We start from the raw sequence: 25,994 nt of genomic DNA, 5'->3' as shown, positions 1-25,994 counted from the left end.
CACCGACCCGCACAGCCGGCCTGCTCCCAGCTTCCCCAGCAGAATCACCGGTCCCGTAAAAGTCCCGCGAAGGTCTCGCGGAGCCGGAGGGCGTGGCCGGCCCGTGGTGGCCGGTTCGGTGTCACTTCCTCGTGGGACCTCCCTCTCATCCGGCGTCGCGAGCGCAACGTGTGCCCTTAGACTCCCTCGCGTGACACGTCGCGGGCCGGTTGGCAAGATGGCCCGAGCGGTCGGCAAGGTGCGGTAACAGGGAGGAAGGCGTCTCGTGAGCAGCAGGCCATCCCGAGGCGCTGCTCGCCTCGCAGCCATACTCGACGCGCTGCCGGACGCGTTGGTCCTGGTCAACGCCAACGGAACCGTCGTCAACGCCAACACCATCGCGCTCGAAGCATTCGAGGCACCCGGTACGGCGCTCGTGGGGCGTGGGCTGCTCGATCTGCTGCCCGAGTTCGACTCGCGGCTGATCCCCGGGTCCATGCGGCGGCCCGATCACATGGATCCGCGGGGACGGACCAAGCCCACGCGGATGGTCGCGCGGCGCACCGACGGGTCCGAGTTCCCCGTCGAGGTCACGAGCGCGAACCTGGAGAACGGGCAGCAGGCGTACGACGGTTACGGCTACACGGGTGACGAGCTGCTGATGATCGTCGTCCGGGACCTGTCCGGGACGGTCGACACCGAGGCGGAGCTGGCACGCTCGCAGCGGCAGACCGAGATGATCCTGCGGGCCGCCGCCGAGGGTGTCGTGGGGACCGACACCGACGGGCGGATCGTGCTCGTCAATCCGGCCGCCGCCCAGATCCTGGGATACCGGGCCGGAGAGCTCGGCGGCAAGGAACTGCACACGCTGGTGCTGCACTCGCGCGCCGACGGCTCGCCGTTCCCGTACGAGGAGTCGCCGCTCGCCGACACCCTGCGCTCCGGGCGCAAGCACCGGGTGCGCGGGCAGGTGCTGTGGTCCAAGGGGGACCAGAAGGTCTCGGTCGATCTGACCACCGCGCCCGTGCGCGACGGGGACCAGCTCGTCGGTGCCGTGATGACCTTCACCGACCGGCGGCCCTACGAGGCCCTCGCCGAGGAGAAGGCCGCGCTGGAGAAGGCGCACGCGGAGGAGGTCGAGCGGCTCTCCGAGGAGCACGCCTCCGACCTGACCTCGCTGCGTCAGCAGCATGTGACCGAGGTCGAGGAGCTGCGGGAGAAGCACGCCGAGGAGCTCGGAGCCGGCGAGGAGCGGTACGCCGCGCTCGCCGAGCGGGAGAAGGACCGGTACGAGGCCCTCAGCGGGCGGCACGAGCAGTTGCTGACCCTGCTCGGGCAGTCGCTGCGCGGACCGCTGGAGGAGCTGCGGCGCGAGCTGGCGGCACTGGCCGCCGACGACGCCGGACAGCTGTGGCCCGAGGCCAACCAGGTGCTGCATCACCTTTCGGCCGGATATTCGCGGATCACGACGCTCATCGACAACGTCCTCGGGTACCAGCGGCTGGACGCGGGCGCCGAGGACATCACCCGTACGAAGGTGCTGCTGGACGCCGTCGTCGCCGCCGGTGTCGACGGCGCCGTCGAACTGATCGGCCCGGGGCGGGTCCAGTTCGCCGTGCACGCGCCGCCCATCGAGGCGGAGGTCGACCCGCAGCGGCTCGCCACCGCGCTGGCCCATCTGGTGGCGGATGTCGCCGGTGTCGATGCGACCGGCAACTCGCCCGTCTCCGCGGGCGGTTATCTGGACAACACCGTCGTGGTCGCGGCCGCGCAGCGCGGTGAGGTGGCGCGGATCGAGGTGCGCGGGCCGTACGCCGGGGGAGACGCGGTGCACGAGCCGATCGTGCGCGGGATCGTGCGGGCCCACGGCGGCGTGCTGCAGACGCACGAGGTGCCGGGCATGAGCGGCAGCGCGTATGTGCTGGAGGTGCCGCTCGGCGGTGGCGCCGGCACGGTCGCCGGCGCGGGCGCGGGGCAGGTGGCCGCCGCTGCGCTTCCGGCCGCCGCGCCGGACGCGGGCGGGCAGGTCTCCGGCGCCGGTGAGGTCGCCGTGGTCGAGGCCGGTGCCACCGAGCAGGCCGCCGGTGGCGGACGGCGGCGGGCCCGGCGGCCCTCCACCGACGCCTTCCTGGAGAGTGACGTTCCCGCTGCCGGTGAGGCCGACGCGGCCACGCCGACCGGGCGCCGTCGCAGGCGCGCCGGCGCGCCCGCCGACGAGACCGGCCCGGTACCGGCCGAGGCCGTGGAGGCCGCGTCCGGGGGTACCGGGCGACGCCGTGGCCGGCCCGCCGAGGGCGGCGCCGATGTGAGCGAGGGCGCGGTGGTGACGGCGGCCGAGCATGCCGCGGGGGCCGCCGCCTCCGGTACGGGGCTGGGTCCGGCCGTACCGCCGCAGGGCGTGCCCGTGCCGACGGGCCGGCGCGCCCGCCAGGACTCCGGCGCCCCGCAGGCCGCCCTGCCGCCCGCGCCCGCACTGCCGGTGGCCGGCAGCGAGCCGACGCCGGGCGCGCAGGCTGTCCCGGGTGGCGAGGGTGTTCCGGCCGACGGTGGGCAGCCGACCGGGCGGCGCCGGCGTGCGCTGGCCGCCGCGGCGGAGCGTGCCGCCGCCCAGGAGGCGGGCGCACGTACGGTCTTCGCCCTGCCGCCGGCCGAGGCCGACCGCACCCCGGAGTCCGCGGACTCGGCGAACGGCGTCGGTACGGTTCCGGCGGCCGGTGTGGCCGGTGGCCTTCCGGGTGCCGGTGTGCCCGTGGGGCCGGGGGGCGCTGTGCCGGTCGGTACGGGCGCCGGACAGGTTGCCGGTTCCCTTCCGCTTCCCCCTCAGGCCTCCGTTCCGGCGCCGGTGCCCGCTCAGCTGCCGCCGTCCGGCGTGGCGGTACCGGGTGACGACGGCCGGCACGACGCCGTACCGCTCGACCAGACCGCGGATCACACCCCGCCGCAGCCGCATCCGACCAGCGCGCCGACCGGCCGGCGCCGCCGGGCCGCGGCCCAGCCGGCGAATCCCGCTCAGGGACAGCTCGCTCCCGCCCAGGCCGCTCCGGGGCAGCCGGTTCCCCCGCAGACGGCTCCGGCGCAGGGCGTTCCGGGTCAGGCCGCACCGGCCGTGCCGGGGCAGCTGACTCCCCCTCAGGGGGTTCCGGTCGCTCCCGGGCAGGCCGGGCCGCACCCGGCGGGGACGCCGACTCCCGGTCAGGGCACGCCCGTTCACGGCATTCCGGGGCAGGGTACGGCCGGTCAGGGCATCCCCGCCCAGGCCGGTCCCGCGCTGCCTCCTACTGCGGCACCCGGCGCTCCGGCCGGTGCCTCCGCGCCCGGTCAGCAGGCGGCCGTTCCGCAGCCGCCCGTACCGCACCCCGCCGCGCCCGCGCACGACACCGCCGGCCGGCCGGCTGCGGCGGCTCCAGGGCAGGCGGTCCCGGCCCAGCAGCCCGCCGCGCCGACAACCGCGACGCCGCCCGGTGGCACCCCGGGCGCCCAGCCGCTGCCCGCGGAGGCCGCTGCCGGACCGGTGCCGGCGGCCGTTCCCGCGCCCGCTGTGCCCCAGCAGTGGCCCGGCGCCGACGACACCTCCGGTGCGGGCACGCCCGTACCGCAGACCGGCACGCCGGCCCCCGGCACCCCGCTCCCCGCGAAACGCGCCGGGGGCCAGGCGCCCCGGGTCGCGCAGCCGTTGCCCGCCGAGGGTCCGGCGGCCGACCCGAACTCGACGCAGGGGCGGGCGATCAGCGTCCGCACGCTCGGTCAGGGTGTGCCGTTCTCCCGGCAGGCCGCTCAGGTGCAGCAGCCGACGGCGACCCCGCCGCCGCACGCGCCGGGCGGTTCCGGCCGCCGACGCAAGCTGGGTACGCCTCCGGACCCGGCCCAGCGTCCGGAGCAGCAGCCGGAGCAGGCGGGCCGGCCGCATCCGGCGGCCGAACAGCCGACGACCGCGCATCCGTCCCTGGCCGGGCAGTCGCGGCTGGCTCCGGGCACCGAGGGCGCCGGACGGTCGTACGCCATAGGCGCGCCGGACGCCGACGCCGCCGAGGGCCCCGAGCCGCTGGACGGCCCCGGGGGTGCCATCGAGATCGCGGACACCCCGCGGCCGCAGCCGCTCGACGACGAGCTGCCGCCGGAGCCGCTGGACAACCCGCGCCGGCTGCTGGTGTGGCCCGCGCCGGACGCGACGACCCAGCAGGCGCTGAGCGACCGCGGCTACCGGCCGGTGATCGTGCACTCCCGTGAGGAGGTCGACGCGCAGATCGCGGCGTTCCCCGCCGCGCTGTTCGTGGACCCGCTGACGGGGCCCATCACGCGTACGGCACTGCAGTCGCTGCGGCAGGCGGCCGTCGCGGCCGAGGTGCCGGTGCTGGTCACGGCCGGGCTCGGACAGGCGACGCGCGAGGCGGCGTACGGCGCCGATCCCGCCGTACTGCTGAAGGCGCTGGCGCCGCGGGACAGCGAGCAGCATCCGCCGCGGGTGCTGCTCATCGAGAAGCACGCGGAGATCGCGCTGGCGCTGACGGCGACGCTGGAGCGGCGCGGGATGCAGGTGGCGCGGGCCGCGAGCGACCACGACGCGGTGACGCTGGCGGGGCAGTTCCGGCCGAACCTCGTGGTGATGGACCTGATGCAGGTGCAGCGCCGGCAGGCGGGGGTCACCGGGATCATCGACTGGCTGCGCGCGAACGGGCAGCTCAACCGCACTCCGCTGGTCGTCTACACCGCCGCCGTCGACCAGGCCGACCTGCCCCGGCTGGCCTCGGGCGAGACGGTCCTGTTCCTTGCCGAGCGGTCCACGAGCGCGGAGGTGCAAGGCCGGATCGTGGATCTGCTGGCGCGGATCGGCACCAACTAGCTCACAGGTGCCCGGCGGCTGACACCGGGCACGCGCGCCGGGCAGCAGGCCCGCTGCCCCGCGCGCCGCGCGGTGTCACAGGCGGGTGACGTCCAGTTCCCCGTCCGCGTATCGCCTGCGCAGCACCTTCTTGTCGAACTTGCCGACGCTCGTCTTCGGCACCGACTCGACGATCGTCCAGCGTTCGGGCAGCTGCCACCTGGCGATGCGCCCCTCCTCGGCGAGGAAGACGCGCAGGGTCTCGAAGTCGGCGGTGGCGCCCTCCCGCAGGACGACCGTGGCCAGCGGGCGCTCGCCCCACTTCTCGTCGGGTACGGCGACCACCGCGGCCTCGGCGACGTCCGGGTGGGACATCAGCGCGTTCTCCAGCTCCACCGAGGAGATCCACTCGCCGCCGGACTTGATGACGTCCTTGGCGCGGTCGGTGAGGGTGAGGTAGCCGTCGGGGGAGATGGTGCCGACGTCACCGGTCTTCAGCCAGCCGTCCGCGCTGAACTTGTCGGCGGGGCGCAGCGGTTCGGCGTCGGGGCCGTTGTAGTAGGCGCCGCTGATCCAGGGGCCGCGCACCTCCAGCTCGCCCGCCGACTCGCCGTCCCAGGGGAGGCGTTCGCCATCGGGGCCGGTGAGCCGGGCCTCGACGCCGGCCGGGAAGCGGCCCTGGGTGAGGCGGTAGGCGAACTCCTCGTCGGTGCCGGCCGCGTGGGCCGGGGGACGGGCGACCGTGCCGAGCGGGGACGTCTCCGTCATGCCCCAGGCGTGGCAGACGCGCATGCCGAGCCGGTCGAAGGCCTCCATGAGGGAGGGCGGGCAGGCGGAGCCGCCGATGGTGACCTGGGTGAGGGAGGAGACGTCGCGGGGCCGGTTGGTCAGCTCGGCGAGCAGGCCCTGCCAGATGGTCGGCACGGCCGCGGCGTGGGTCGGCCTCTCGCCCTCGATCATCTCGGCGAGCGGCGCCGGCTGGAGGAACCGGTCCGGCATCAGCATGTTGACGCCGGTCATGAAGGTGGCATGCGGCAGACCCCAGGCGTTGACGTGGAACTGGGGGACGACGACCAGCGAGGTGTCCCGGTCGGTCAGGCCCATCGACTGGGTCATGTTGACCTGCATGGAGTGCAGGTAGATCGAACGGTGGCTGTACACCACGCCCTTGGGGTCGCCGGTCGTGCCGGAGGTGTAGCACATGGCGGCGGCCTGGCGTTCGTCCAGCTCCGGCCAGTCGTACGTGGTGGGGCGGTCCGCGATCAGCTCCTCGTACTCGTGGATCCGGGCGTGCGCGCCCTGGAGCGGGGAGCGGTCGCCGGGGCCGGAGACGACGATGTGCTCGACCGTCGGCAGCTTGGCCAGCAGCGGGGCGAGCAGCGGGATCAGGGAGCCGTTGACGATGATCACCTTGTCGGCCGCGTGGTTGACGATCCACACCAACTGCTCGGCGGGCAGCCGCAGATTGAGCGTGTGCAGCACCGCGCCCATGGACGGGATCGCGAAGTAGGCCTCGACGTGCTCGGCGTTGTTCCACATCAGGGTGGCGACCCGGTCGTCGCCCCGGACGCCGAGTTCGTCGCGCAGGGCGTTCGCCAGCTGTACCGCGCGCACTCCGGCCTCGGCGAAACTGCGCCGCTGGGGTTCGGTTTCCCCGGTCCAGGTGATGATCTGGGACCGCCCGTGCACCAGCGTCCCGTGCGTCAGGATGCGGGTGACGGTCAGCGGTACGTCCTGCATGGTGCTCAGCACGGAGTCCTCCCGGGGCGGCACTGCCTACGCGGTGGTAGAGGTTCCGCTGATTCTGCGCACATACCGCGCGGTATGTCACTAGGCGGTGTGTCACTCTGGAGAAAATCCGGGCAGGAAACCCGGGAAAACTCGGGGAAGTCCCCGCCTAGCGGACCAGTACCAGCTCCGGATCCTCGCGCAGCTTGGCCAGCGCGCGCGACACGGCCGACTTCACCGTGCCCACCGACACCCCGAGCACCTCGGCGGTCTGGGCCTCGCTCAGGTCCTCGTAGTACCGCAGGACGACCATCGCCCGCTGCCGCGTCGGCAGCCTGCCGATCGCCCGCCACATGGCGTCGTGCAGCGCCTGCCGCTCGGCCGGGTCGTCGTCGCCCGGCACGGGCTCCGGCTCGGGCAGCTCGTCGCAGGTGAACTCGTCCACCCTGCGCTTGCGCCACTGCGAGGTGCGGGTGTTCAGCAGCGCCCGGCGCACATAGCCGTCCAGCGCCCGCTGGTCCTCGATCCGCTCCCAGGCCGCATAGGTCTTGGCGAGTGCGGTCTGCAGCAGGTCCTCGGCGTCGCTCAGGTTCGCGGTGAGCGAGCGGGCGGTGCGCAGCAGGACCGGCTGACGAGCCCGCACATACGACGCGAACGTCGGATATGTCGGAGTCTCCCCGCCCGGCCGGAGCCGGGGATGCGGGAGGGTCTGCCGCCTTGGTGCGGCGGCGGCCGAGGCGCTGGTGCAGACGGGTGTGGTCATGGCTCCACGCTAGGAGTGGTCCACCCTGCGGCGGATCGCCCCCAGGTCCCGAAGCAGCGTCCCCCTCAGGTTGTAGGGGTGGGGCTGGCTCCACCTCCTGAAGGTGGAGCGCGGGTGCACCCCGTGTGCGGGTACGACCCTGACTCCGCCTCGATCGGACCTGGTTCCACCCCGATCAGGCCTGGCTCCGCCCGCTGGTACGACCCTGAGGCCGCGGCGGGCCCGGCCCAATCCCGGGGCAGTTCGGCCCTGCGGGTCAGCAACTCCGGGGGTGGGGGAGCCGGTCGGCGTCTCGGGCCTGGGCGGGGAGCCGGCCGACCTGTCGGGGCGGGGAGTCGGCCAGCTCGTCGGGGCGGGGAGCCGGCCGGCTCGTCGGGGCGGGGAGCCGGCCGGCCCGTCGCGGGACTGGGCAGCGGCCCGTCGCGGGACTGGGCAGCCGCCCGTCGCGGGACTGGGCAGCCGCCCGTCGCGGGACTGGGCAGCCGCCCGTCACAGGGCTCGGCAGCCGCCCGTCACAGGGCTCGGCAGCCGCCCGTCACAGGGCTGGGCCGCCGCCCGTCGGTCAGTCGTCGGCCGTCAGGACCAGCCCCGAGGTGGGCACCCCGGTGCCGGCCGTCACCAGGGTCCGTCTCACGCCCGGTATCTGGTTGACCGCCGTGCCCCGCAGCTGGCGCACCGCCTCCGCCATGCCGTTCATCCCGTGCAGATAGGCCTCCCCGAGCTGGCCCCCGTGGGTGTTGAGCGGCAGCCGCTCCTCGGCCACGAAGTCCGCCGCCTCCCCCCTTCCGCAGAACCCGAACTCCTCCAGTTGCATCAGCACGAACGGGGTGAAGTGGTCGTAGAGAATCCCCACATCGATGTCGGCCGGGCCGAGTCCGGACGACCGCCACAACCGGCCGGCCACCGCGCCCATCTCCGGCAGGCCGGTCAGATCGTCCCGGTAGAAGCTGGTCATCTGCTCCTGCGCCCGGCCGGCGCCCTGGGCGGCCGCCGCGATCACAGCCGGGGGATGCGGCAGGTCCCGGGCCCGCTCCACCGACGTGACGACCAGCGCCTGACCGCCGTCGGTCTCCTGGCAGCAGTCCAGCAGCCGCAGCGGCTCCACGATCCAGCGGGACGCCGCGTGGTCCGCGAGCGTGATCGGGCGGCCGTGGAAGTACGCCGCCGGGTTGGTCGCCGCGTACGTGCGGTCCATCACGGCCACATGCCCGAACACCTCCGGCGTCAGCCCGTACGCGTGCAGATACCGCTGGGCCGCCATCGCCACCCAGGAGGCCGGGGTGAGCAGCCCGAACGGCAGCACCCAGCCGAGCGCCGCACCCTCCGCCGACGGCTCCCGGCGCTGCACTCCGGCACCGAACCTCCGGCCCGAGCGTTCGTTGAAGGCGCGGTAGCAGACCACGACATCCGCCACGCCCGTCGCCACCGCGAGCGCCGCCTGGAGCACGGTCGCGCAGGCCGCACCGCCGCCGTAGTGCACCCGGGAGAAGAAGGACAGCTCGCCCATCCCACAGGCCTGGGCCACCGTGATCTCCGGGCTGGTGTCCATGGTGAACGTCACCATTCCGTCCACGTCCGCCGGAGCCAGCCCCGCGTCGTCCAGCGCGGCCCGCACCGCCTCCACGGCCAGCCGCAGCTCGCTGCGCCCGGAGTCCTTGGAGAACTCGGTGGCCCCGATCCCGGCGATCGCGGCGCGGCCGGCCAGGGTGTCGCGGGCCCGGACGCTCCGGCCACTCATGAGCGGGCCTCCACGTCCGGGTCCGGGTCCCTCGGGACCGTGATCGTCACCGTGCCCGTGACATGTCTGCCGAGGGCGTTGGCGCCGACGACCCGTACGGTGGCGGTGTCGCCGTCGACCGCCTCGATCGTGCCGGTCAGCACCATCGTGTCTCCCGGATAGTTGGGCGCCCCGAGCCTGATGGCGACTTTGCGGAGCGTCACCGTCGGGCCGAAGTGGTCCGTGATGTATCTGCCGACCAGGCCGTTCGTCGTCAGGATGTTCATGAAGACGTCCGGTGAGCCCTTCTGCCTGGCCAACTCGGCGTCGTGGTGCACGTCCTGGTAGTCCCGTGACGCGATCGCCCCCGCCACGATCAGCGTCCGCGTGACCGGGATCTCCAGTGGGGGCAGCTCGGCGCCCGCCGTCAGTGCCGTCGTCGGCGCGGTCCTCATGGCTCACTCCCCACTCGCGATCAACTCCCACGGTTCCTGGAGCACTTCGGCCTCACAGCCCAGATGGGCGTCCAGCTGTCTGCCCACAGGAAGTGCCGGTGCACCGGATGGTCGAGATCGGCTCCCGCCCCGCCGTGCGGATGCCGACCGGTGTGCACCACCCTCTGCCTCGCCTCCTTGAGGCGTTCGTGGGTGGGAGGTCGCCGAAGATCCGCGCGGCCGGGTCACGGGCCTCGGCCTGGGCCTCGGTGGGCGTGCAGTCCATGTCAGGCCCCGCCCTCGCCGTGGCCGTCGACGACCCGGAAGACCGGGAGGACCTGCGCGCCCTCCGCGTCCTCGTAGGTGCGGAACTCCACCTGGACGGGCAACCCGATGCGCACCTTGTCGTACGGCACCCCGATCACATTGCTCACCACCCGCACGCCCTCGGCGAGTTCGATGAGGCCGACCGCGTAGGGAGGATCGAAGGCCGGGAAGGGCGGGTGGTGCATCACCACGTACGAGTGGACCGTCCCCGCGCCGCTCGCCTCGACCGTGTCCCAGTCCAGGCAGCCGCACGCGTTGCAGCCCGGCAGCCAGGGGTGGCGCAGCGTGTCGCAGTCCGCGCAGCGCTGGATGAGGAGTTTGTGATCGGCCACGCCCTGCCAGAACCCGGCGTTGTCCCGGTTGACCACCGGGCGGGGACGGGGGGCCGGGGGTTTCCGGTGGGCCGGGGCGTACTTGAGGATGCGGAAGCGGTGCGTGCCCACGAGCTCGCCGTCGACGCGGATGTCCGTGCGGGTCGTGACGAAGTAGCCGGTGCCCAGCTTTGTCGTCTTGCGGTCGGAGACCGACTCGATCACCGAGTCGAAGGTGACCTGGTCACCCGGGCGCAGGGGCCGTGGATACTCCTGCTCGCAGTCGGTGGCCACCACGGCCGTACAGCCCGAGGAGTCGAGGAGGGACAGCAGTTCGTCGTAGGCACCCGTGCGGCCCTCGTGCCCCGACAGGCCCCCCATCGTCCAGGCCTGCAGCATGGTGGGCGGGGCGATGGCGTCCGGCCCGGAGTAGGCCGGGTTGGTGTCGCCCATGGCCTCGCACCAGTGCCGGATCATCGGCGCGTTCACCGGGTCCTTGCCCTTCCCGGCGACGGCGGCCGGCCGCCCCTCGTACGCCTTGAGCCGCGCGCCGAGCGGGTCGTGATCCCTCTCCGCCGTGCTCATCGCCGCCCTCTCGTCATCCCGAGCCACATCATTTCTGACTGTCCGTCAGATAGCGTGAAGTGTCAAGGTCGCGGCCGGCGCGGAACGGGCGCGGGAAAACGCCTGCGCGGCGGCACCGAAGTACCGCCGCGCGGACGTGTTACGACCCCGAAGCACACCCCACGAGGCCCCTTACCGGGAGGGACCTCGCCCGAGGCTCACCACAGGCGGGTGAAGTGGATGGCCACGTTCTCGTTGCCCTGCTGGACGGCCGTCCAGACGGAGCCGTTGACCTGGGCGGTGTTGCTCTGGTTCGAGGCACCGTTGCCGACCGCGTTCTGCTGCGTGGTCGACGAGTTGCCGTTGTTGTTGTGGCCGACTCCGCTGCCGATGATGCCCGCCACACCGGTGTTGGCGCTCGATCCGTTGTCCGCGAAGGAGCCGTTGCCGGCGGCCGCGACGCCGCTGAACAGGGCGGCTGCGAGCGGGAGCGCGGCGACTGCGGCGAGAACGCGGGCGGTACGGATGCTTGCCATGTTGTTCCTCCAGAACCGAGAACTCTGCGGCCCTAGGGCCGGAAGTACGTGAAGTACGCCTTGCGTCAGGGCAGTTGGCCGACTGCTCTGACAGTCGTGGACGACGTCGCGAGATCAGAGTTGCCCACCGGATCCCCGGCGAACCACCCCGGAAGATCTGATTCGCACGCAAGCGTGATGACAAGTCGATAAACCCCTATCGCCATCTTTCGTCACTTCACCTCCCATGAGGGATCAGGCTGCGCATTCCCTCACCAAGTGACACAAGCGATGAATCGTTCCGCCATATATCCGGCCAATCTCCCCCGCCCCCGGCGCGCCGCCACCGGCCCCTCTTCCCTTTTTCGAACGTACGTACGAACATGAAGGCATGGCCTACACCGACCGGCAGGCCACGACGCTGGCCCTCGCACACGCTCTGTCAGCCGCCGAACGCGGACTGGCCGTCATCCCCCTGTCCCGGACGAAGCTCCCGGCCCTGCGCTCCCCCCACCGCGACGACCCCGACCCGGCCGGACCCCGCTGCCACGGCGAGTGCGGGCGCCTCGGCCACGGCGTGTACGACGCCTCGACCGACCCCGTCCGCATCCGCGAGCTGTTCGCCGCCGCGCCCTGGGCCACCGGCTACGGCATCGCCTGCGGGTTGCCGCCGTACCACCTGATCGGCGTCGACCTGGACACCAAGTCCGGCACGAACTCCTCGACCGCACTTCGCGAACTGGCCCTGCGCCATCTGTTCACCATTCCGGAGACGGTCGTCGTCCGCACCCCGAGCGGCGGGCGTCACCTGTGGCTCACCGGCCCGCCGGACGTCGTCGTACCGAACTCCGCCGGGCGTCTCGCCCCCGGCATCGACATCCGCGGCGCCGGCGGCTACCTCGTCGGCCCCGGCTCCCGCACCGACCACGGCGTGTACACGACCGCCCCCGGCACCGCGCACCTGACGCCCGCCCCCTGTCCGCCGTCCCTGCTGCGCCTGCTGGTGCCGCCACCCCGGTCCCCGGATCCGCATCCTGCGGTCCCCGGCGACCACGGCCGCGGCCTGGTCCAGTTCGTCCTCTCCGCGCACGAGGGCCAGCGCAACACCCGCCTCTTCTGGGCGGCCTGCCGCGCCTACGAGAACGGCATCGGCCCCGCCCTGGCCGACCCCCTGACCGAGGCCGCCCGCCACACCGGCCTGTCCGAACGCGAGGCCCGCGCGACGATCGCCTCGGCAGCACGGATGACGGGACACCGGCCGTGACGGCGGGAAGCCGACACAGCACCTGAAAGGGGCGCCCCCTGAGGAGGGCGCCCCTTTGCAACATCCGCGGTGGGTGTGGGATTTGAACCCACGGTGACTCGCGCCACGACGGTTTTCAAGACCGTTCCCTTAGGCCGCTCGGGCAACCCACCTCGCTTCCGCCCACCTGGGGCGGAGCGGGTACAGCGTACCGGGATCGAACGTCCGGCGGGTGGTGTGGTCCGTTGCGGAGCCCCGGGGGCCGGTACGGAACCCAGGGTGGCCGCGTGGTGACAGGTGATCGGCGTCCGAGCCGGCGCGCATGGCCCGGCGCGGCGAGGGGTGCCGCTCTGGTGAGAGGCGCCCCCACGCGTGCGTGCGGTCGTCGGGCTTCAGTTGTCGCCGACGCGGGAGCCCAGGGTCAGGTCGGTCGTGTGTTCCTGGCCGCCGCGCTTGTAGGTGATCGTGACCTTGTCGCCGGGCTTGTGGGTCCAGATCTCGCCGATCAGGGTCGGGCCGCTGTCGATCACCATGTCGTCCAGCTTGGTGATCACGTCACCCGGCTTGAGGCCGGCCTTCTCGGCGGGGCCGCCGGACTCGACCGCGGCGGAGCCGCCCGCGCCCTGGTCGGTGATCTTCGCGCCGCCGGTGGAGTCCTCCAGCGAGACGGCGGCGCCGATCTTGGCGTACACCGGCTTGCCGGTCTTGATCAGCTGCTGGGCGACGTACTTGGCCTGGTTGATCGGGATGGCGAAGCCCAGGCCGATCGAGCCGGACTGGCCGGAGCCGAAGCCGCCGCTGCCGGTCGACTGGATCGCCGAGTTGATGCCGATGACCGCGCCGGCGGCGTCCAGCAGCGGGCCGCCGGAGTTGCCCGGGTTGATCGACGCGTCGGTCTGCAGCGCGCTCATGTACGACGCCTTGCTGGTGGAGCTGCCGTCACTGGAGGCCACCGGACGGTTCTTGGCGCTGATGATGCCGGTCGTCACCGTGTTGGACAGGCCGAAGGGCGCGCCGATGGCGATCGTCTCGTCGCCCACGGCCACCTTGTCGGAGTCGCCGAGGGCGAGGGGCTTGAGGTCGGTCGGGGGGTTCTTGAGCTTGATGACCGCCACGTCGTAGCCCTGGGCGTGGCCCACGACCTCGGCGTCGTACTTCCTGCCGTTCGGGAACGTCGCGGTCAGCTTGCCGCCGTCGAGCGCGTCCGCCACCACGTGGTTGTTGGTGACGATGTGGCCCTGGGTGTCGAAGACGAACCCGGTGCCCGTGCCGCCCTCGCCGTTGGTGCTCTCGGCCTCGATGGTGACGGTGCTGGGCAGCGCCCTGGCGGCCACGTTGGCGATCGTGCCGGGCGCGCGCTTGACCTGGGTGGCGCCGTTGTCGGAGGCGGAGACGGTGGTGGAGCCGCTGTTGTCGTTGTCCTTGGCCAGGGTGTAGCCGAGGCCACCGCCCAGGCCACCCGCGACCAGCGCGGCCACCAGGACGGCGGCCACCAGACCGCCGCGCCCGCTGCGCGGCTTGGGGGCGGGCTGCTGGTACGACGCTCCCCAGCCGCCGGCGCCGCCCGCTCCACCGAAGCCGTCGGCGGCACCGGCACTGCCGTCACCGTAGGACGCGCCCTCGCCGTAGGGCGGGTTGGCGGGCGGTGGAGGCGGCCAGGAACCGTGGGGGGCCGAACCAGGGGCAGACGGGCCGGAGGCGTGCGGGGCGGAGGGGTGCGCGGCGGGCCCGCCCGGCTGGGGTTCGGCCACGGCGGGAGACTCCTGGGGTACTGGCGGGAGGGGAGCCGTCGGCTCGTTCCCCCCGGGGGCGCCCTGCGGGGATGTGGCGGGAGAGGCCACCGGCACAGGAGGTGCGGACGGGGCCTGGGGTACCTCGTTGCCCTCGTTCTCGGTGCTCACAGCTCTTCTCCTCGGTCCACGGCTGTTGTGTTCGGTCGCACTCGGTCACGCTCGGCAGCTGTGCATGGTGGTGTGGTCAGTCTTCACTGGTTCCGTTTGTATGCAGACAGCTTTTCCCACGGGCCGTCAGAGCACCATAAGCGGTGGCTGTGGTTCTCCGACCAGTCTTTATATGGGGCCTTACCGGCAAAAGTTACATAAACGGGCACCTTGTGCCTCCCGAGCCGCCCCGCGCACCCCCGGACGGTGGCACCATGACGCGGTGACCCAAGCACTACAGCGCTCCGTCCAGGTCGTCGCCCACCGGGGCGCCTCCGAGGACGCGCCCGAACACACCCTGGCCGCCTACAAGAAGGCGATCGAGGACGGCGCCGACGCCCTCGAGTGCGACGTACGGCTGACCGCCGACGGCCATCTGGTCTGCGTCCACGACCGGCGCGTGAACCGGACCTCCAACGGCCGCGGCGCCGTCTCCGCGCTGGAACTGGCCGATCTCGCCGCCCTCGACTTCGGTTCCTGGAAGACGCGCGAGAGCTGGCACGGACGGGTCGAGGAGCCCGACTGGGAACACCGGCCGGAGGACCGCGAGGAGACCTCGGTACTCACCCTGGAGCGGCTGCTGGAGCTGGTCTCGGACGCCGGACGGCGGGTGGAGCTGGCCATCGAGACCAAGCACCCCACGCGCTGGGCCGGCCAGGTCGAGGAGCGGCTGCTGACGCTGCTGAAGCGGTTCGGCCTGGACGCGCCGGCCTCCGCCGCCGAGTCCCAGGTCCGGATCATGAGCTTCTCGGCGCGCTCGCTGCACCGCGTGCGTGCCGCCGCGCCGACGCTGCCGACGGTCTACCTTGTGCAGTTCCTCACACCGCGGCTGCGCGACGGACGGCTGCCCGCGGGCGTGCGGATCGCGGGACCCTCGATCCGTATCGTGCGCAACAACCCCGCCTATGTGGAGCGACTGCAGCGGGCCGGTCACCGGGTGCACGTGTGGACCGTGAACGAGCTCGAGGACGTCGATCTCTGCGTGGAGCTGGGCATCGACGCCGTCATCACCAACCGCCCGCACGCGGTCCTGCGTCACTTGGGACGGGTGTGACCTCAAGAGGCCGGTAAGGAGCTGTGCCCGTCCCTTGACCCCGCTGTGCGGCTGCTGAATTCTCCCGTCTCGGCCACACCAATGAAATCCAGCCATGCGACGACCACGGGAAAGACCTTCGTCACAAGGAGTGCTCCGGCGCGTTCGTTCCGTGCAGAGCTGTTGCGAATGCGTCACCGGAAGGGGATTGGCCGGTTTCCGGTACAGGCCAATGGGGCATCCACACCGTGGCGTGGGGCAAAGGAGGTCTCGGGGGTGGCGTTGGTGGTGGCACAGGAGGTGCCCACGTCGTCGAGCATGGCCGTACCCCATGGCCCTGCGGGCGTGGGGAAGGCGAGACACCGGATGCGTTCGCAGTTGCGCAGCGGTGGCGTGTCCGAATCGGTCATCGACGATGCCGTACTGATCCTTTCCGAACTGCTGAGCAACGCCTGCAAACACGGGCGGCCCCTGGGCGACGCGCCGGCCGGCGACGGCGATGTGCGCGCCGCGTGGCGGGTCGACGGGCGGGGTCGGCTCATCGTCGAGGTGACGGACGGCGGCGGTCCGACCCGCCCGGCGCCGGCCACCCCGTCGGTGACCGCGCACGGCGGCCGCGGGCTGAACATCATCACGGCGCTCGCCGACGACTGGGGCGTACGGGACGACATCCACGGCGAGGTGACGGTCTGGGTGGTGGTCCACAGGGACGTCCACGATCCCGATGCCGGGTGCCACCGAAACGGTCTTGCTACGCGCGTCACCTCCCCCGCGATCCCGCACCTGCCCGACCTGGACTTCGCGGACGCGTTCGAGGACTTGGACTGACGGACACGGCACGAGGGCCTGGGCTGATGGACACGGTCGAGGGGGCCGGACTGCTGGACACGGTCGAGGACCCGGGACCGACGGACACGGCACGAAGGCCTGGGCTGATGGACATCCCGAGCAGTTGAGTCGGCGGCGTGATCGAGCGCCTGAGTCACGCAGTGACTGACACCGGCCGGCGGACGCGGGCACGGAACTGGAGCCGACAGAGGTCGAGGACCGGAGCCACGCGCTGGTCGACCCGGCCGACGGACACGGCCGTTGACCTGGCCCGGCGGAGGGAACCCTGGGGCTGCACCGGTGGACGGAGGCAGCGAGCCTGGCTGGGCGGACGGAGGCCGAGAGCCGCACCGGCGGACGGAAGCCGGGATCCTGGCCCCGCGGACGGAACGTGAGACCCCGGACTGTCGGACGAAGGCCCAGCTCCGGCGCCGGCCGTCGAGGACCAGCGCCGTCAGTCATGGACCGTACCGGCAGTCGAGCGCCGTACCCGCCGTCGAGGACCGGACCGGCCGTCATGGACCGCACCGGCAGTCGTGGCCCGCACCGGCAGTCGAGCGCCGTACCCGCCGTCGAGGACCGTACCCGCCGTCGAGGACCGGACCGGCCGTCATGGACCGCACCGGCAGTCGTGGCCCGCACCGGCAGTCGAGGCGCCGTACCCGCCGTCGAGGACCGTACCCGCCGTCGAGGACCGTACCGGCAGTCGTGGACCGCACCGGCAGTCGTGGCCCGCACCTGCCGTCGCGCGCCCATACGTGCCGTCGCGCGCCCGTACCTGCCGTCGAGGGCCGTACCGACAGGAGTGGACCGCACCGGCAGGTGTGGGCCGGACCAACCGTCGCCCCCCGTCGGCAAGACCTCGGCCACGCCGCAGGACGCCCCGAAGTTGTCCACAGGTTCACACCGTTGGAGTCGAGCGGGCGTGCGTTGTCCACAGGTTCCAGCCGGTCATGGCCTGAACGGCTAGGCTCCCGCCGTACGAGAAGAGCCGTAACCGGGAGACACCCACGATGGCCAAGAAGCGACCCCAGACGAAGGCCGAGCGGCCGCAGCTCAGCGATGCGGAGGTCCCGGTTGTCGGCGCCCGCGAGCCCTGCCCCTGCGGCAGCGGCCGGCGCTACAAGGCGTGCCACGGCCGGGCCGCGGCGCACGCGGCGACCGAGCTGGTGCACCGCCCGTTCGAGGGGCTGCCCGGCGAGTGCGACTGGGTGGCGCTGCGCGAGCTGGTGCCGGCGGCGACGGTCGAGCTGACCCTCAAGGACGGCCTGCCCAAGGACGTCCCGTCGGTCACGCTGGCCACGGTGCTGCCGATGGCCTGGCCCGCGCTGCGCCGAGACGACGGGTCGATCCTGCTCGGCCTGCAGAACGACACGGCGTCCGGTGACCTCAGCCGCGACCTCGCCGACACCCTCCAGCGCGCCCTCCAGGCCGCGCCCGGCACCCCGGTGCAGGGCCGCCGCGCCCCGGCCGGCGGTCCGCGGCTGCAGGATCTGCTCGACCTACAGGCGCCGTTCGAGCCGGAGGTGCAGAGCGGCTTCGAGTTCTGGGTGCCGGACGCGGAGAACGCCACGCCCGAGGTGACCGCCTCCCTGGAGCGGGCGAACGCCGCCGCCATCCCGACGGCGAGGCTGAGCGGGGTGGACGCCGCGTACTGGTGCGAGACCCCGGAGAAGAACCACCTGCGCTGGGTGATGCCGCATCCGGAGGAGCAGCTTCTGGACGCTCTCGCGCGGCTGCACGCGGCGGGCCGTTCCCACCTCGGCGAGGGCACCCGGCTCGTGGGCTCCTTCCGTGCTCACGGTCTCACCGTGCCGGTCTGGGACCTGCCGAGCGGGGTCACGGCGGACGACGTGGAGAAGCCGGCCGCCGAGTTCGCCGAGCGGCTCGCCGCCGCCCTGGCCGCCACCGAGCCGCTCACGCCGGACGAGCGCCGGGCGCGCGGCGGCCTGACCAACCGGCAGGTCACGCTCAGCTGACGCCGTCGCGCGCGTCCGAGGACTGAACGGTCGGTAAGGCGCGCGCACTGCCTGCGGAACAGGTGACTCCTGTCACAACTCGCCCTTGGCGACAGGGAAATCGGTGGCCGAATGCCCCAGAGGGAATTTGCGAACCGCCGATCTCTTGTTACCGTTCCAGTAGCCCGGTTGCTGGTGCATCCCCCGTCGCCAGCAACCGGGTCTTTCCATGTCCGCGTACGGTGTACGGCGCGCTGTGGAGCGTCAACTCCCGTCGGCGGAGGGGGAGTTGCCGTCGGCGTCCGCCGAGTTGCTGCCCGAGCGCAGCAGCAGCGCACCGTCGGCCCCGTGCGCGGCGAACTCGGTGACGGCCGTGTAGGCGTCCATGCCGCCCCGGCTGTGCTCACGGGGTGTCTCGCAGGTGGCGGGCTCGTCGTCGACGCCGGTGACACAGCGCGTCTCCAGGCTGTGGCCGCCCGGACCCATCAGACTGAGCGCGGAGTCCAGCGACTTTCCGGTGGAGTTGCGGTAGTAGGTGCGGGCCCAGGTGTCGGTGCCCTCGGCCAGCACACAGGTCTGCGCCTCGATGCCGTCGGGGGAGGTGAGCTGGGGGCCGCACCGCGTGGCGGTGGCCAGGCCCAGCCCGAGCAGCCGAGGGGCCCCGTCGAGCGAGGACAGCTTGCCGTCCTCGTGCCCGGAGCCCTCGTCAGGCCGGCCTGAGTCCCCGTCGCTCCCTGAGGCGTCCTGCCGCCCTGAGGCCCGTACGGCGTCCGATGCCTTCCCGGCCACCACGTGCCGGACCACCTTGCCCACCTGTCCCGCGGACGCCGCGGCCAGCGGCAGCACGACCGCGGCCGTCACGGCGGCCACGAGCGCGAGCATCCGCAGCGTTCGAGAGTCCGGTCGGCGCACGCCCACCAGCAGCACACCCGCCGACCGCACGCCTGCCAGCCGCACACCCGCCGGCCACACACCTGCCGGCCGCACACCGGTCGGCCGTACGTCCGCCGACGGCGCACCCGCCGGCCGCGCCGCGCCCCGTGCCGATCGGCGGCCGTGCCGCCCGGCAGGCCTCCCGGAGAACCGAGTGCCCTGTCCCCCAGAATTTCGCAGCATGTGCGGAACATAACGAGCCGGCGGGGCTCGCGGCCCTGCCCGCGCCCGACACCCCTACAACTCGGGCGCGCTCACACCCGTACGAGTGAGGGCGTCGACCACGGCGTCCACCACGGCCTCCACGTCGGGCACCCAGGGCGCGGCCGAACCCGGCAGCGGTGCGCGCTCCCAGCGGACGGCGCCCTGGCCGGTCTCGGACGGGGGCAGGGCGAGATAGCCGCCCTCGCCGTGGAAGCGCAGCGAGCCGGGGACGAAGTCCTTGGCGTAGAGCAGTTCACCCAACTGCTCCATGGAGTACGGCTTCACCAGCAGCGCCCACCGGGTCGGGGAGGCGATCACCGGGCCGAGGCGCATGCCCCGCCGGTCGAGCAGGGCGAGGGCGCGGGAGGCGGCGAGCGCCGGCAGGCTGACAGCGCAGGGCGCCTTGCCCCCGGTGGCCAGGACGACCGGCGCGCTCGGCCGGTTGGTCCACCACCAGCGCACCATCCGGGCGTCGGTCGTGGCGGCGAGCAGGCCGGGATCGAAGGGGTGCGCACCGGGCACTGTGCACTCGGGGTCGGGGCAGGCGCAGCGGGCCCGGCCCTGCGGGTCCGGGGCCACGCCCGGGAGTACCGGCCACTGCCACTCGGTCGCGAAGGTCAGGGCCGCGCCGATCAGCTCAGGCCTCTCGTCGTTCCGCCCGGGCCTCCCGTCGTTCCGCCTGGACAGGAGCCTGCGTCGCCTTCCGAGGATCTCGCGCATGAGCGCTCGTTCCTTTCCGTTGCACCGCTGGCAACACCGTGGTCCACATCACATCATGTGTCGATCACTTCACTGTGCGTACCTGTTGGCGCATCACACCCCTGCGCACGGCAGGGGGAACCCCAAGGGGTCGAGCATGGGCCGCGTCCGCGTCCATAGTGCGTCTGACAAAAGCGCGGGTGCGGCGCGGGGGTGGCGAAGTATGGCGTTTTGCCGTCGCGCGTGGTTCTCTCCGCCTCCGCCGCGGGAGGATGGGGCTCGGCCGTCGGTGGTTATGACGCCCGGGTCCGTCGCCAGGTTCCGGGTGGCCCCCAACCACCCCTGGCCTTCACCGAGTACGTACCCATCACGACCGCTGTGACGCTCCGTGGAGCAAGGCCAGTCGACCGCAATGGACCGATACCTGGTGCAGTTTTCAGCCAACTTGGCGGTAAGGCAAGGGGTTCAGGGGAAACCTCGTACGGCTCATGGACACCAGGAATCCCTGCAGGACAATGCTGGACATCCCCTTACGAGTGCGTGTACATGTGGAGACACTGCTAGCGGCGCAGAATGCCATGGGGGTTCGCGATGCTTTTCAGCAATACGCACCGGTCCGAGAGCCGGACGCCATGAACGCCCCGCACCCTCCGAAAGTGGCTGGAATCGATCCAACGGTTCCGACGCCCGCACACACTGTCGCGCCCACTCCCCCCGCCGCCGGCCCCGGTCCCTCCCCCGATCCCGCTCCCGTCCCCGCGCCGAACACCCCCGCGCCCGGCACCCTCCTCCAGGACCGGCTGGCCGGCTGGGTCTCGGACCTCACGACCCTCCACGAACTCACCGAGCGTCTGTCCCGCACGAACGCACTGGAACCGGCCCTCCACGAACTCCTGCGCGCCGGAGCCGCCCTCGTCGGCGCCCGACGTGGCCTGGTCGCCCTGGAACCCGACGACGGACTCGGCCCCCGCACCACCCTCGGCCTCGGCCTCGGCCGCGCCGACCTCGGCCACATGGAGACCGTCCCACGCGGCGCGCTGCCGTACGACACCGGCACGGCCGCCGAGATCGTCCATCCCGACCTGCTCGCCGAGGCCGGCCTCGACCCCCGGCACCGTGAGGTGGCCGCCCGCCTCGGCTACGCCGCCAGCTACGCCCTGCCCCTCGCGAGCGAGGCCGCCGGCCGCCTCGGCGCCGCCGTCTGGTTCTACGACGAACCGGCCGAACCCCACGAGCGGCAGCGCCACCTCGCCGGCCTCTACGTCCGGCATGCCACCGAGCACCTCGCCCGGCTGCTGGAGGTGGAACGCGCCCGCGCGCACATGGCGACCATCACGGAGGAACTGCTCCCCACCCGGCTGCCCCGCGTCCCAGGCGTCCAGCTCGCCGCCCGGCACCGCACCGGCCCGCGCGGCGGGGGTGACTGGTACGACGCGCTGCCGCTGCCGGAGGCCGCGCTCGGCCTGTCCGTCGGCTCGGTCACCGGCTCCGGCCCGAGCGCCGTGGCCGCGATGGGCCGGCTGCGCGCCAGCTTGCGCGCGTACGCCGTGATGGAGGGCGAGGACCCGGTCGCCGTCCTGTCCGACCTGGAGCTGCTGCTGCGGCTGACCGAGCCCGCCCGCTCGGCCACCGCGCTGTTCGCCTACTGCGAGCCCGCCCTGGGCAAGATCACCCTGGCCGGCGCCGGACACAGCCCGCCGCTGCTGATCGGCGAGCGGCGCACCGAGTTCGCCGAGACCTCCGTCTCCGCTCCGCTCGGCATGCTCGCCTGCTGGGAGGCGCCGAGCGTCGAGATCGAGGCGGAGGCCGGGGAGACGGTCCTGCTCTACACCGACGGGCTGCTGCACCGTACCGGCGACCCGATGGACCGCGCCTTCGCCCACCTGCACGCGGCCGCCGCGAGCACCCCGCGCGCGCTGCGCCAGGACCCCGGCGCCATCGCCGACCACGTCCTGCGCACAGTCCTGCCGGACGGCCTGGACGCGGCCGACAGCGAGGAGGACGTGGTGCTGCTGGCGGCCCGCTTCGACTGAGCACCACCCCGCTGCGGCCGGCCCGCTTCCACAGACCACCACCCCGCTGCCGCCGGCCCGCTACGAACACCACCCCGCAGCGGGCTGACCGAGCACCATCCCACAGCGGCCGGCCTGCTACGACCGACCACCGCCCCGCAGCCGACGCCCCACTTCCACAGACCACGACCTTGCAGCGGCCGACCCGCTACGACCGACCACCACCCCGCAACCCACGGCCCGCTACACCGACCACCACCCCGCAGCCGACGCCCCACTTCCGCAGACCACACCCCGCAGCCGACAGCCCGCCTCGACCCAGCACCGACCCGCTGTCGCTTCGACCGAGCACCGGAATGCATGACCGGGCATAACAGGTCATCCGACCCGGGTCCGCCCACGGTACGAACGTACGATGATGGAGGCCCCCGCTCCGACACGATCGCGAGCAGCGCGGGCCGCCGGGGGAGATCACACGCCGTACCGAGGAGGAACACGTGTCCGACGAGCTCAACCCGGAGACCCCGGAGACTGAGTCCGAGGAGCCCATCAAGCAGCGGAAGAACGGCCTGTACCCGGGCGTCTCCGACGAGCTGGCCGAGAACATGAAGTCCGGCTGGGCCGACACGGAGCTGCGTGACCTGGAGCCGATCCCGCAGGCCGCCGAGACCGCCCGCCGCCGCGCCGCGCTCTCCGCCCGCTTCCCGGGCGAGCGCCTGGTGATCCCGGCGGGCAACCTGAAAACCCGCTCGAACGACACCGAGTACCCCTTCCGCTCCTCCGTCGAGTACGCGTACCTCACCGGCAACCAGACCGAGGACGGCGTCCTCGTCCTGGAGCCGAAGGACGGCGGCCACGAGGAGACGATCTACCTCCTGCCCCGCTCCGACCGCGAGAACGGCGAGTTCTGGCTCTCCGGCCAGGGCGAGCTGTGGGTCGGCCGCCGCCACTCGCTCGCCGAGTCCGAGGCGCTGTACGGCATCCCGGCCGCCGATGTGCGCGAGCTGGCCGGCAAGCTGCGCGAGGCCACCGGCCCGGTGCGCGTGGTGCGCGGCTACGATGCCGGCATCGAGGCCGCGCTGACCGACAAGGTCACCGCCGAGCGGGACGAGGAGCTGCGCGTCTTCCTGTCCGAGGCCCGGCTGGTCAAGGACGAGTTCGAGATCGGCGAGCTGCAGAAGGCCGTCGACTCCACGGTCCGCGGCTTCGAGGACGTGGTGAAGGTCCTCGACAAGGCCGAGGCCACGAGCGAGCGCTACATCGAGGGCACGTTCTTCCTCCGCGCGCGCGTGGAGGGCAACGACGTCGGCTACGGCTCCATCTGCGCCTCCGGCCCGCACGCCTGCACCCTGCACTGGGTCCGCAACGACGGCCCGGTCCGCTCCGGCGACCTGCTCCTGCTGGACGCGGGCGTGGAGACCCACACGCTGTACACCGCCGACGTCACGCGCACGCTGCCGGTCAACGGCACGTACAGCGAGATCCAGAAGAAGATCTACGACGCCGTGTACGAGGCCCAGGAGGCCGGTATCGCGGCGGTCAAGCCGGGCGCCAAGTACCGGGACTTCCACGACGCCGCCCAGCGCGTGCTCGCCGAGAGGCTCGTCGAGTGGGGCCTGGTCGAGGGCCCGGTCGAGCGCGTCCTGGAGCTCGGCCTGCAGCGCCGCTGGACCCTGCACGGCACCGGCCACATGCTCGGCATGGACGTCCACGACTGCGCCGCCGCGCGCACCGAGACGTACGTGGACGGCACGCTGGAGCCGGGCATGGTGCTCACCGTCGAGCCGGGACTGTACTTCCAGGCCGACGACCTGACCGTGCCGGAGGAGTACCGGGGCATCGGCGTCCGCATCGAGGACGACATCCTCGTCACCGAGGACGGCAACAGGAACCTCTCGGCGGGCCTGCCGCGCCGCAGTGACGAGGTCGAGGCGTGGATGGCCGCGCTCAAGGGCTGATCTGCGTTTCAATGGCCGGGGACCGGGAAGGTGCCCGGCCATTCGCGTGCCTGGGGGGAAGGTTCTCGTGAACGACTTCTGGTCCGGTGTCGGTGTCGATCTGCATCTGGAGCCGGACTCGGCGGACGGGCGCCGGATCGGACTGGAGCGGGCCCTGCGGGACGCCGTACGGGACGGGCGGCTCGTGCCCGGGACCCGGCTGCCGGCCACCCGGCGGCTCGCCACCGAGCTCGGCATCTCACGCGGCACCGCCAAGGCCGCCTACGACCAGCTCGTGGCCGAGGGATATCTGACGGCGCGCCAGGGCTCGGGCACCCGGGTCGCCGAACTGCCGCCCGTCGCCTCGGCGGAGCCCGGCACGGCGGCACGCACGCGTGCCCCGCGTTTCGATCTGCGTCCCGGCAGCCCGGACGTCGGCGCGTTCCCGGCGGCGGCCTGGCTGCGCGCGCTGCGCCGGGCCATAGCGACGGCGCCCTCATTGGCGTACGACTACGGCGACCCGCGCGGCCGGATCGAGCTGCGCACGGCGCTCTCCGGCTATCTGGGCCGGGCGCGCGGGGTGCTGGCGCCGCCGGAGCGGATCGTGATCACCTCCGGGTACGTCCAGGGTCTCGCGCTGCTCACGCGCGTGCTGGACGGCGCCGCCGTCGCCATGGAGGACCCCGGGCTGCCGTTCCACCGGGAGGTCGTGCGGCGGGGTGGCGGAACGGTCCTGCCGGCGCCGGTCGACGCGCGCGGGGTGCGCCCCGAGGACCTCGGCGAGGCCGCCGCCGTGGTGGTCACACCGGCGCATCAGTACCCGACCGGGGTGACCCTGCACCCGGAGCGGCGGCGGGCGCTCGGCGAGTGGGCACGCGCGCGTGGCGGGCTGATCGTCGAGGACGACTACGACGGGGAGTTCCGCTACGACCGCCAGCCGGTGGGCGCGTTGCAGGGCATGGCACCCGGCCAGGTGGTGTATCTCGGCACCGCCTCCAAGACGCTCGGCCCCGCGCTCCGCCTCGGCTGGATGGTGCTGCCGCCGCACCTGGTCGACGCGGTCGCCGACGCCAAGCTGCACAGTGACCACCACACCGAGACCATCGGCCAGCTGGCGCTCGCCGAGCTGATCGACAGCCACGCCTACGACCGGCACGTGCGCGCGTGCCGGCTGCGCTACCGGCGCCGCCGGGACCAGTTGCTGCACCGGCTGGGCGCGGGCCGGAGCGTGCACGGGATCGCGGCCGGCCTGCACGCGCTGATCGACGTGCCCGACGAGGCGGAGGTGCTGGCCCGCGCGGAGGCGGAGGGCCTAGCGCTCGGCGCCCTCGGCGACCACTGGCAGGTACCCGGCGGGCGCGAGGGTCGGCCGCAGGGCCTGGTCGTCGGCTACGGCACGCCCCGCGAGCGGGTGTATCCGGAGGCGCTGGAGGTGCTGGCGCAGGTGCTGGACACCTGAGAGGGGCCCCTCACCAGCGCCTCACAAGGCGGGATCGTGGTCGTGCAGGATCCGCTGGAACAGCCGGCAGTCCCGCCACTGCCCGTCGATGTGCAGGTACTTCGGGGCCATGCCGATCGGTTCGAACCCGCATTTCGTCAGCACCCGCTGCGAGCCGGTGTTCCCGAGCAGCGTGGAGGCCTCGATCCGGTGCAGCCCCACCGTGTCCCGCGCGATCCGGCAGACCCGCTCCACGGCGGCCGTGGCCAGACCGCGCTTCTGCTGGTCGGCGGCCACCCAGTAACCGAGGGACGAACTGCGGAAGGGCCCCTGGACGATCCCGGTCAGGGTGATCGTCCCGACGATCCGCCCGTCCGCCGCCTGGAACACGAGGGGAACCGCGTGGCCCTCGGAGAACACCCGCAGCAGCCCGTCGATCCGCTCCCGCTGCCCCGCCTCGGTGAAGAAGGACTCGGGCCGGCGCGGCTCCCACGGCCGCAGATGATCGCGGTTGTCCACGTAGGCCGCGCTCAGCGCGACCGCGTCGGTCCGGGCCAGAAGCCGCAGCGTGACCCCGGCCGCTATGTCGCCGCTCTCGATCTCCATGCCCTC

The 25,994-nt window shown here is 72.9% G+C and carries 18 protein-coding genes, 1 tRNA gene and 1 pseudogene; 8 read left to right on the top strand and 12 right to left on the bottom strand.

The genetic code is table 11. From position 1 onward, the window contains the following. The first annotated feature begins 265 nt into the window (after window positions 1-265). A complete protein-coding gene (locus tag ACZ5NH_RS16980; RefSeq protein ID WP_468775936.1) occupies window positions 266-4,819 on the top strand; it encodes a PAS domain-containing protein in 4,554 nt (1,517 codons plus the stop codon). 75 nt (window positions 4,820-4,894) lie between these two features. On the opposite strand, the gene ACZ5NH_RS16975 is transcribed toward ACZ5NH_RS16980, so the two are convergent. The 7 genes and pseudogenes from ACZ5NH_RS16975 to ACZ5NH_RS16945 form a co-directional block, all read right to left on the bottom strand. Further along, a complete protein-coding gene (locus ACZ5NH_RS16975) occupies window positions 4,895-6,550 on the bottom strand; it encodes a long-chain fatty acid--CoA ligase (RefSeq protein WP_468775934.1) in 1,656 nt (551 codons plus the stop codon). Window positions 6,551-6,695: 145 nt separating this feature from the next. Next, window positions 6,696-7,289 carry a SigE family RNA polymerase sigma factor gene (locus ACZ5NH_RS16970; protein WP_468775932.1) on the bottom strand — a complete coding sequence of 198 codons (594 nt, stop codon included), beginning with the start codon at window positions 7,287-7,289 and terminating at the stop codon, window positions 6,696-6,698. Between the two features lie 562 nt (window positions 7,290-7,851). Beyond that, the gene (locus ACZ5NH_RS16965) at window positions 7,852-9,027 is read right to left on the bottom strand and encodes a lipid-transfer protein (RefSeq protein ID WP_468775930.1); all 1,176 of its coding nucleotides are present in this window, start codon (window positions 9,025-9,027) and stop codon (window positions 7,852-7,854) included. Further along, the gene (locus ACZ5NH_RS16960; protein WP_468776200.1) at window positions 9,024-9,437 is read right to left on the bottom strand and encodes a MaoC family dehydratase; all 414 of its coding nucleotides are present in this window, start codon (window positions 9,435-9,437) and stop codon (window positions 9,024-9,026) included. The genes ACZ5NH_RS16965 and ACZ5NH_RS16960 overlap by 4 nt, the downstream gene beginning before the upstream one ends. 27 nt (window positions 9,438-9,464) lie before the next feature. After that, window positions 9,465-9,637: pseudogene (locus ACZ5NH_RS16955) on the bottom strand (acyl-CoA dehydrogenase family protein); the annotation flags it as partial. Between the two features lie 90 nt (window positions 9,638-9,727). Further along, the gene (locus tag ACZ5NH_RS16950) at window positions 9,728-10,663 is read right to left on the bottom strand and encodes a bifunctional MaoC family dehydratase N-terminal/OB-fold nucleic acid binding domain-containing protein (RefSeq protein WP_468775928.1); all 936 of its coding nucleotides are present in this window, start codon (window positions 10,661-10,663) and stop codon (window positions 9,728-9,730) included. 197 nt (window positions 10,664-10,860) lie between these two features. Beyond that, entirely contained in the window at window positions 10,861-11,178 is a 318-nt protein-coding gene (locus tag ACZ5NH_RS16945; protein WP_468775926.1) for a hypothetical protein, read from the bottom strand. 370 nt (window positions 11,179-11,548) lie between these two features. Here ACZ5NH_RS16945 and ACZ5NH_RS16940 point away from each other — a divergent pair, with 370 nt between their 5' ends. After that, a complete protein-coding gene (locus ACZ5NH_RS16940; protein ID WP_468775924.1) occupies window positions 11,549-12,421 on the top strand; it encodes a bifunctional DNA primase/polymerase in 873 nt (290 codons plus the stop codon). A gap of 67 nt (window positions 12,422-12,488) precedes the next feature. Here the strand turns inward: ACZ5NH_RS16940 and ACZ5NH_RS16935 are convergent. After that, a tRNA-Ser gene (locus ACZ5NH_RS16935) sits at window positions 12,489-12,573 on the bottom strand. Window positions 12,574-12,792: 219 nt separating this feature from the next. Beyond that, on the bottom strand, window positions 12,793-14,301 hold the full coding sequence (locus ACZ5NH_RS16930) for a S1C family serine protease (protein WP_468775922.1): 1,509 nt from the start codon (window positions 14,299-14,301) through the stop codon (window positions 12,793-12,795). A gap of 262 nt (window positions 14,302-14,563) precedes the next feature. On the opposite strand from ACZ5NH_RS16930, the gene ACZ5NH_RS16925 reads away from it, so the two are divergent. The 3 genes from ACZ5NH_RS16925 (at window position 14,564) to ACZ5NH_RS16915 (ending at window position 18,180) form a co-directional block, all read left to right on the top strand. Next, window positions 14,564-15,394, top strand: a complete 831-nt coding sequence (locus tag ACZ5NH_RS16925) for a glycerophosphodiester phosphodiesterase (protein WP_468775919.1) — start codon at window positions 14,564-14,566, stop codon at window positions 15,392-15,394. Between the two features lie 168 nt (window positions 15,395-15,562). Continuing rightward, entirely contained in the window at window positions 15,563-16,201 is a 639-nt protein-coding gene (locus tag ACZ5NH_RS16920; RefSeq protein ID WP_388623828.1) for an ATP-binding protein, read from the top strand. A 1,013-nt stretch (window positions 16,202-17,214) separates the two neighbouring features. Beyond that, window positions 17,215-18,180 (top strand): DUF5926 family protein, encoded by a 966-nt coding sequence (locus ACZ5NH_RS16915; protein WP_388622591.1) that lies wholly within the window; start codon window positions 17,215-17,217, stop codon window positions 18,178-18,180. Window positions 18,181-18,423: 243 nt separating this feature from the next. Here ACZ5NH_RS16915 and ACZ5NH_RS16910 read toward each other — a convergent pair whose 3' ends face one another. Both ACZ5NH_RS16910 and ACZ5NH_RS16905 read right to left on the bottom strand, forming a co-directional pair. After that, the gene (locus ACZ5NH_RS16910; RefSeq protein WP_468776197.1) at window positions 18,424-19,041 is read right to left on the bottom strand and encodes a hypothetical protein; all 618 of its coding nucleotides are present in this window, start codon (window positions 19,039-19,041) and stop codon (window positions 18,424-18,426) included. A gap of 288 nt (window positions 19,042-19,329) precedes the next feature. Then, window positions 19,330-20,016, bottom strand: a complete 687-nt coding sequence (locus tag ACZ5NH_RS16905; RefSeq protein WP_388622592.1) for a bifunctional DNA primase/polymerase — start codon at window positions 20,014-20,016, stop codon at window positions 19,330-19,332. A gap of 494 nt (window positions 20,017-20,510) precedes the next feature. On the opposite strand from ACZ5NH_RS16905, the gene ACZ5NH_RS16900 reads away from it, so the two are divergent. The 3 genes from ACZ5NH_RS16900 (at window position 20,511) to pdxR (ending at window position 25,403) form a co-directional block, all read left to right on the top strand. Next, window positions 20,511-22,028, top strand: coding sequence for a PP2C family protein-serine/threonine phosphatase (locus ACZ5NH_RS16900; protein ID WP_388622595.1), 1,518 nt, complete (start codon window positions 20,511-20,513; stop codon window positions 22,026-22,028). A gap of 476 nt (window positions 22,029-22,504) precedes the next feature. Next, window positions 22,505-23,965 carry an aminopeptidase P family protein gene (locus tag ACZ5NH_RS16895; protein ID WP_468775917.1) on the top strand — a complete coding sequence of 487 codons (1,461 nt, stop codon included), beginning with the start codon at window positions 22,505-22,507 and terminating at the stop codon, window positions 23,963-23,965. A 67-nt stretch (window positions 23,966-24,032) separates the two neighbouring features. After that, window positions 24,033-25,403, top strand: coding sequence for a MocR-like pyridoxine biosynthesis transcription factor PdxR (gene pdxR, locus ACZ5NH_RS16890; protein WP_468775915.1), 1,371 nt, complete (start codon window positions 24,033-24,035; stop codon window positions 25,401-25,403). A gap of 21 nt (window positions 25,404-25,424) precedes the next feature. Here pdxR and ACZ5NH_RS16885 read toward each other — a convergent pair whose 3' ends face one another. After that, complete coding sequence (locus tag ACZ5NH_RS16885; protein WP_468775913.1) at window positions 25,425-25,988, bottom strand: GNAT family N-acetyltransferase; 564 nt, start codon at window positions 25,986-25,988, stop codon at window positions 25,425-25,427. Window positions 25,989-25,994 lie beyond the last annotated feature (6 nt).

This window comes from Streptomyces sp. NPDC031426 (genome assembly GCF_055581585.1).
The sequence above is the reverse complement of the archived record's forward strand: the minus strand, read 5'-3'. Positions and strand labels throughout refer to the sequence as shown.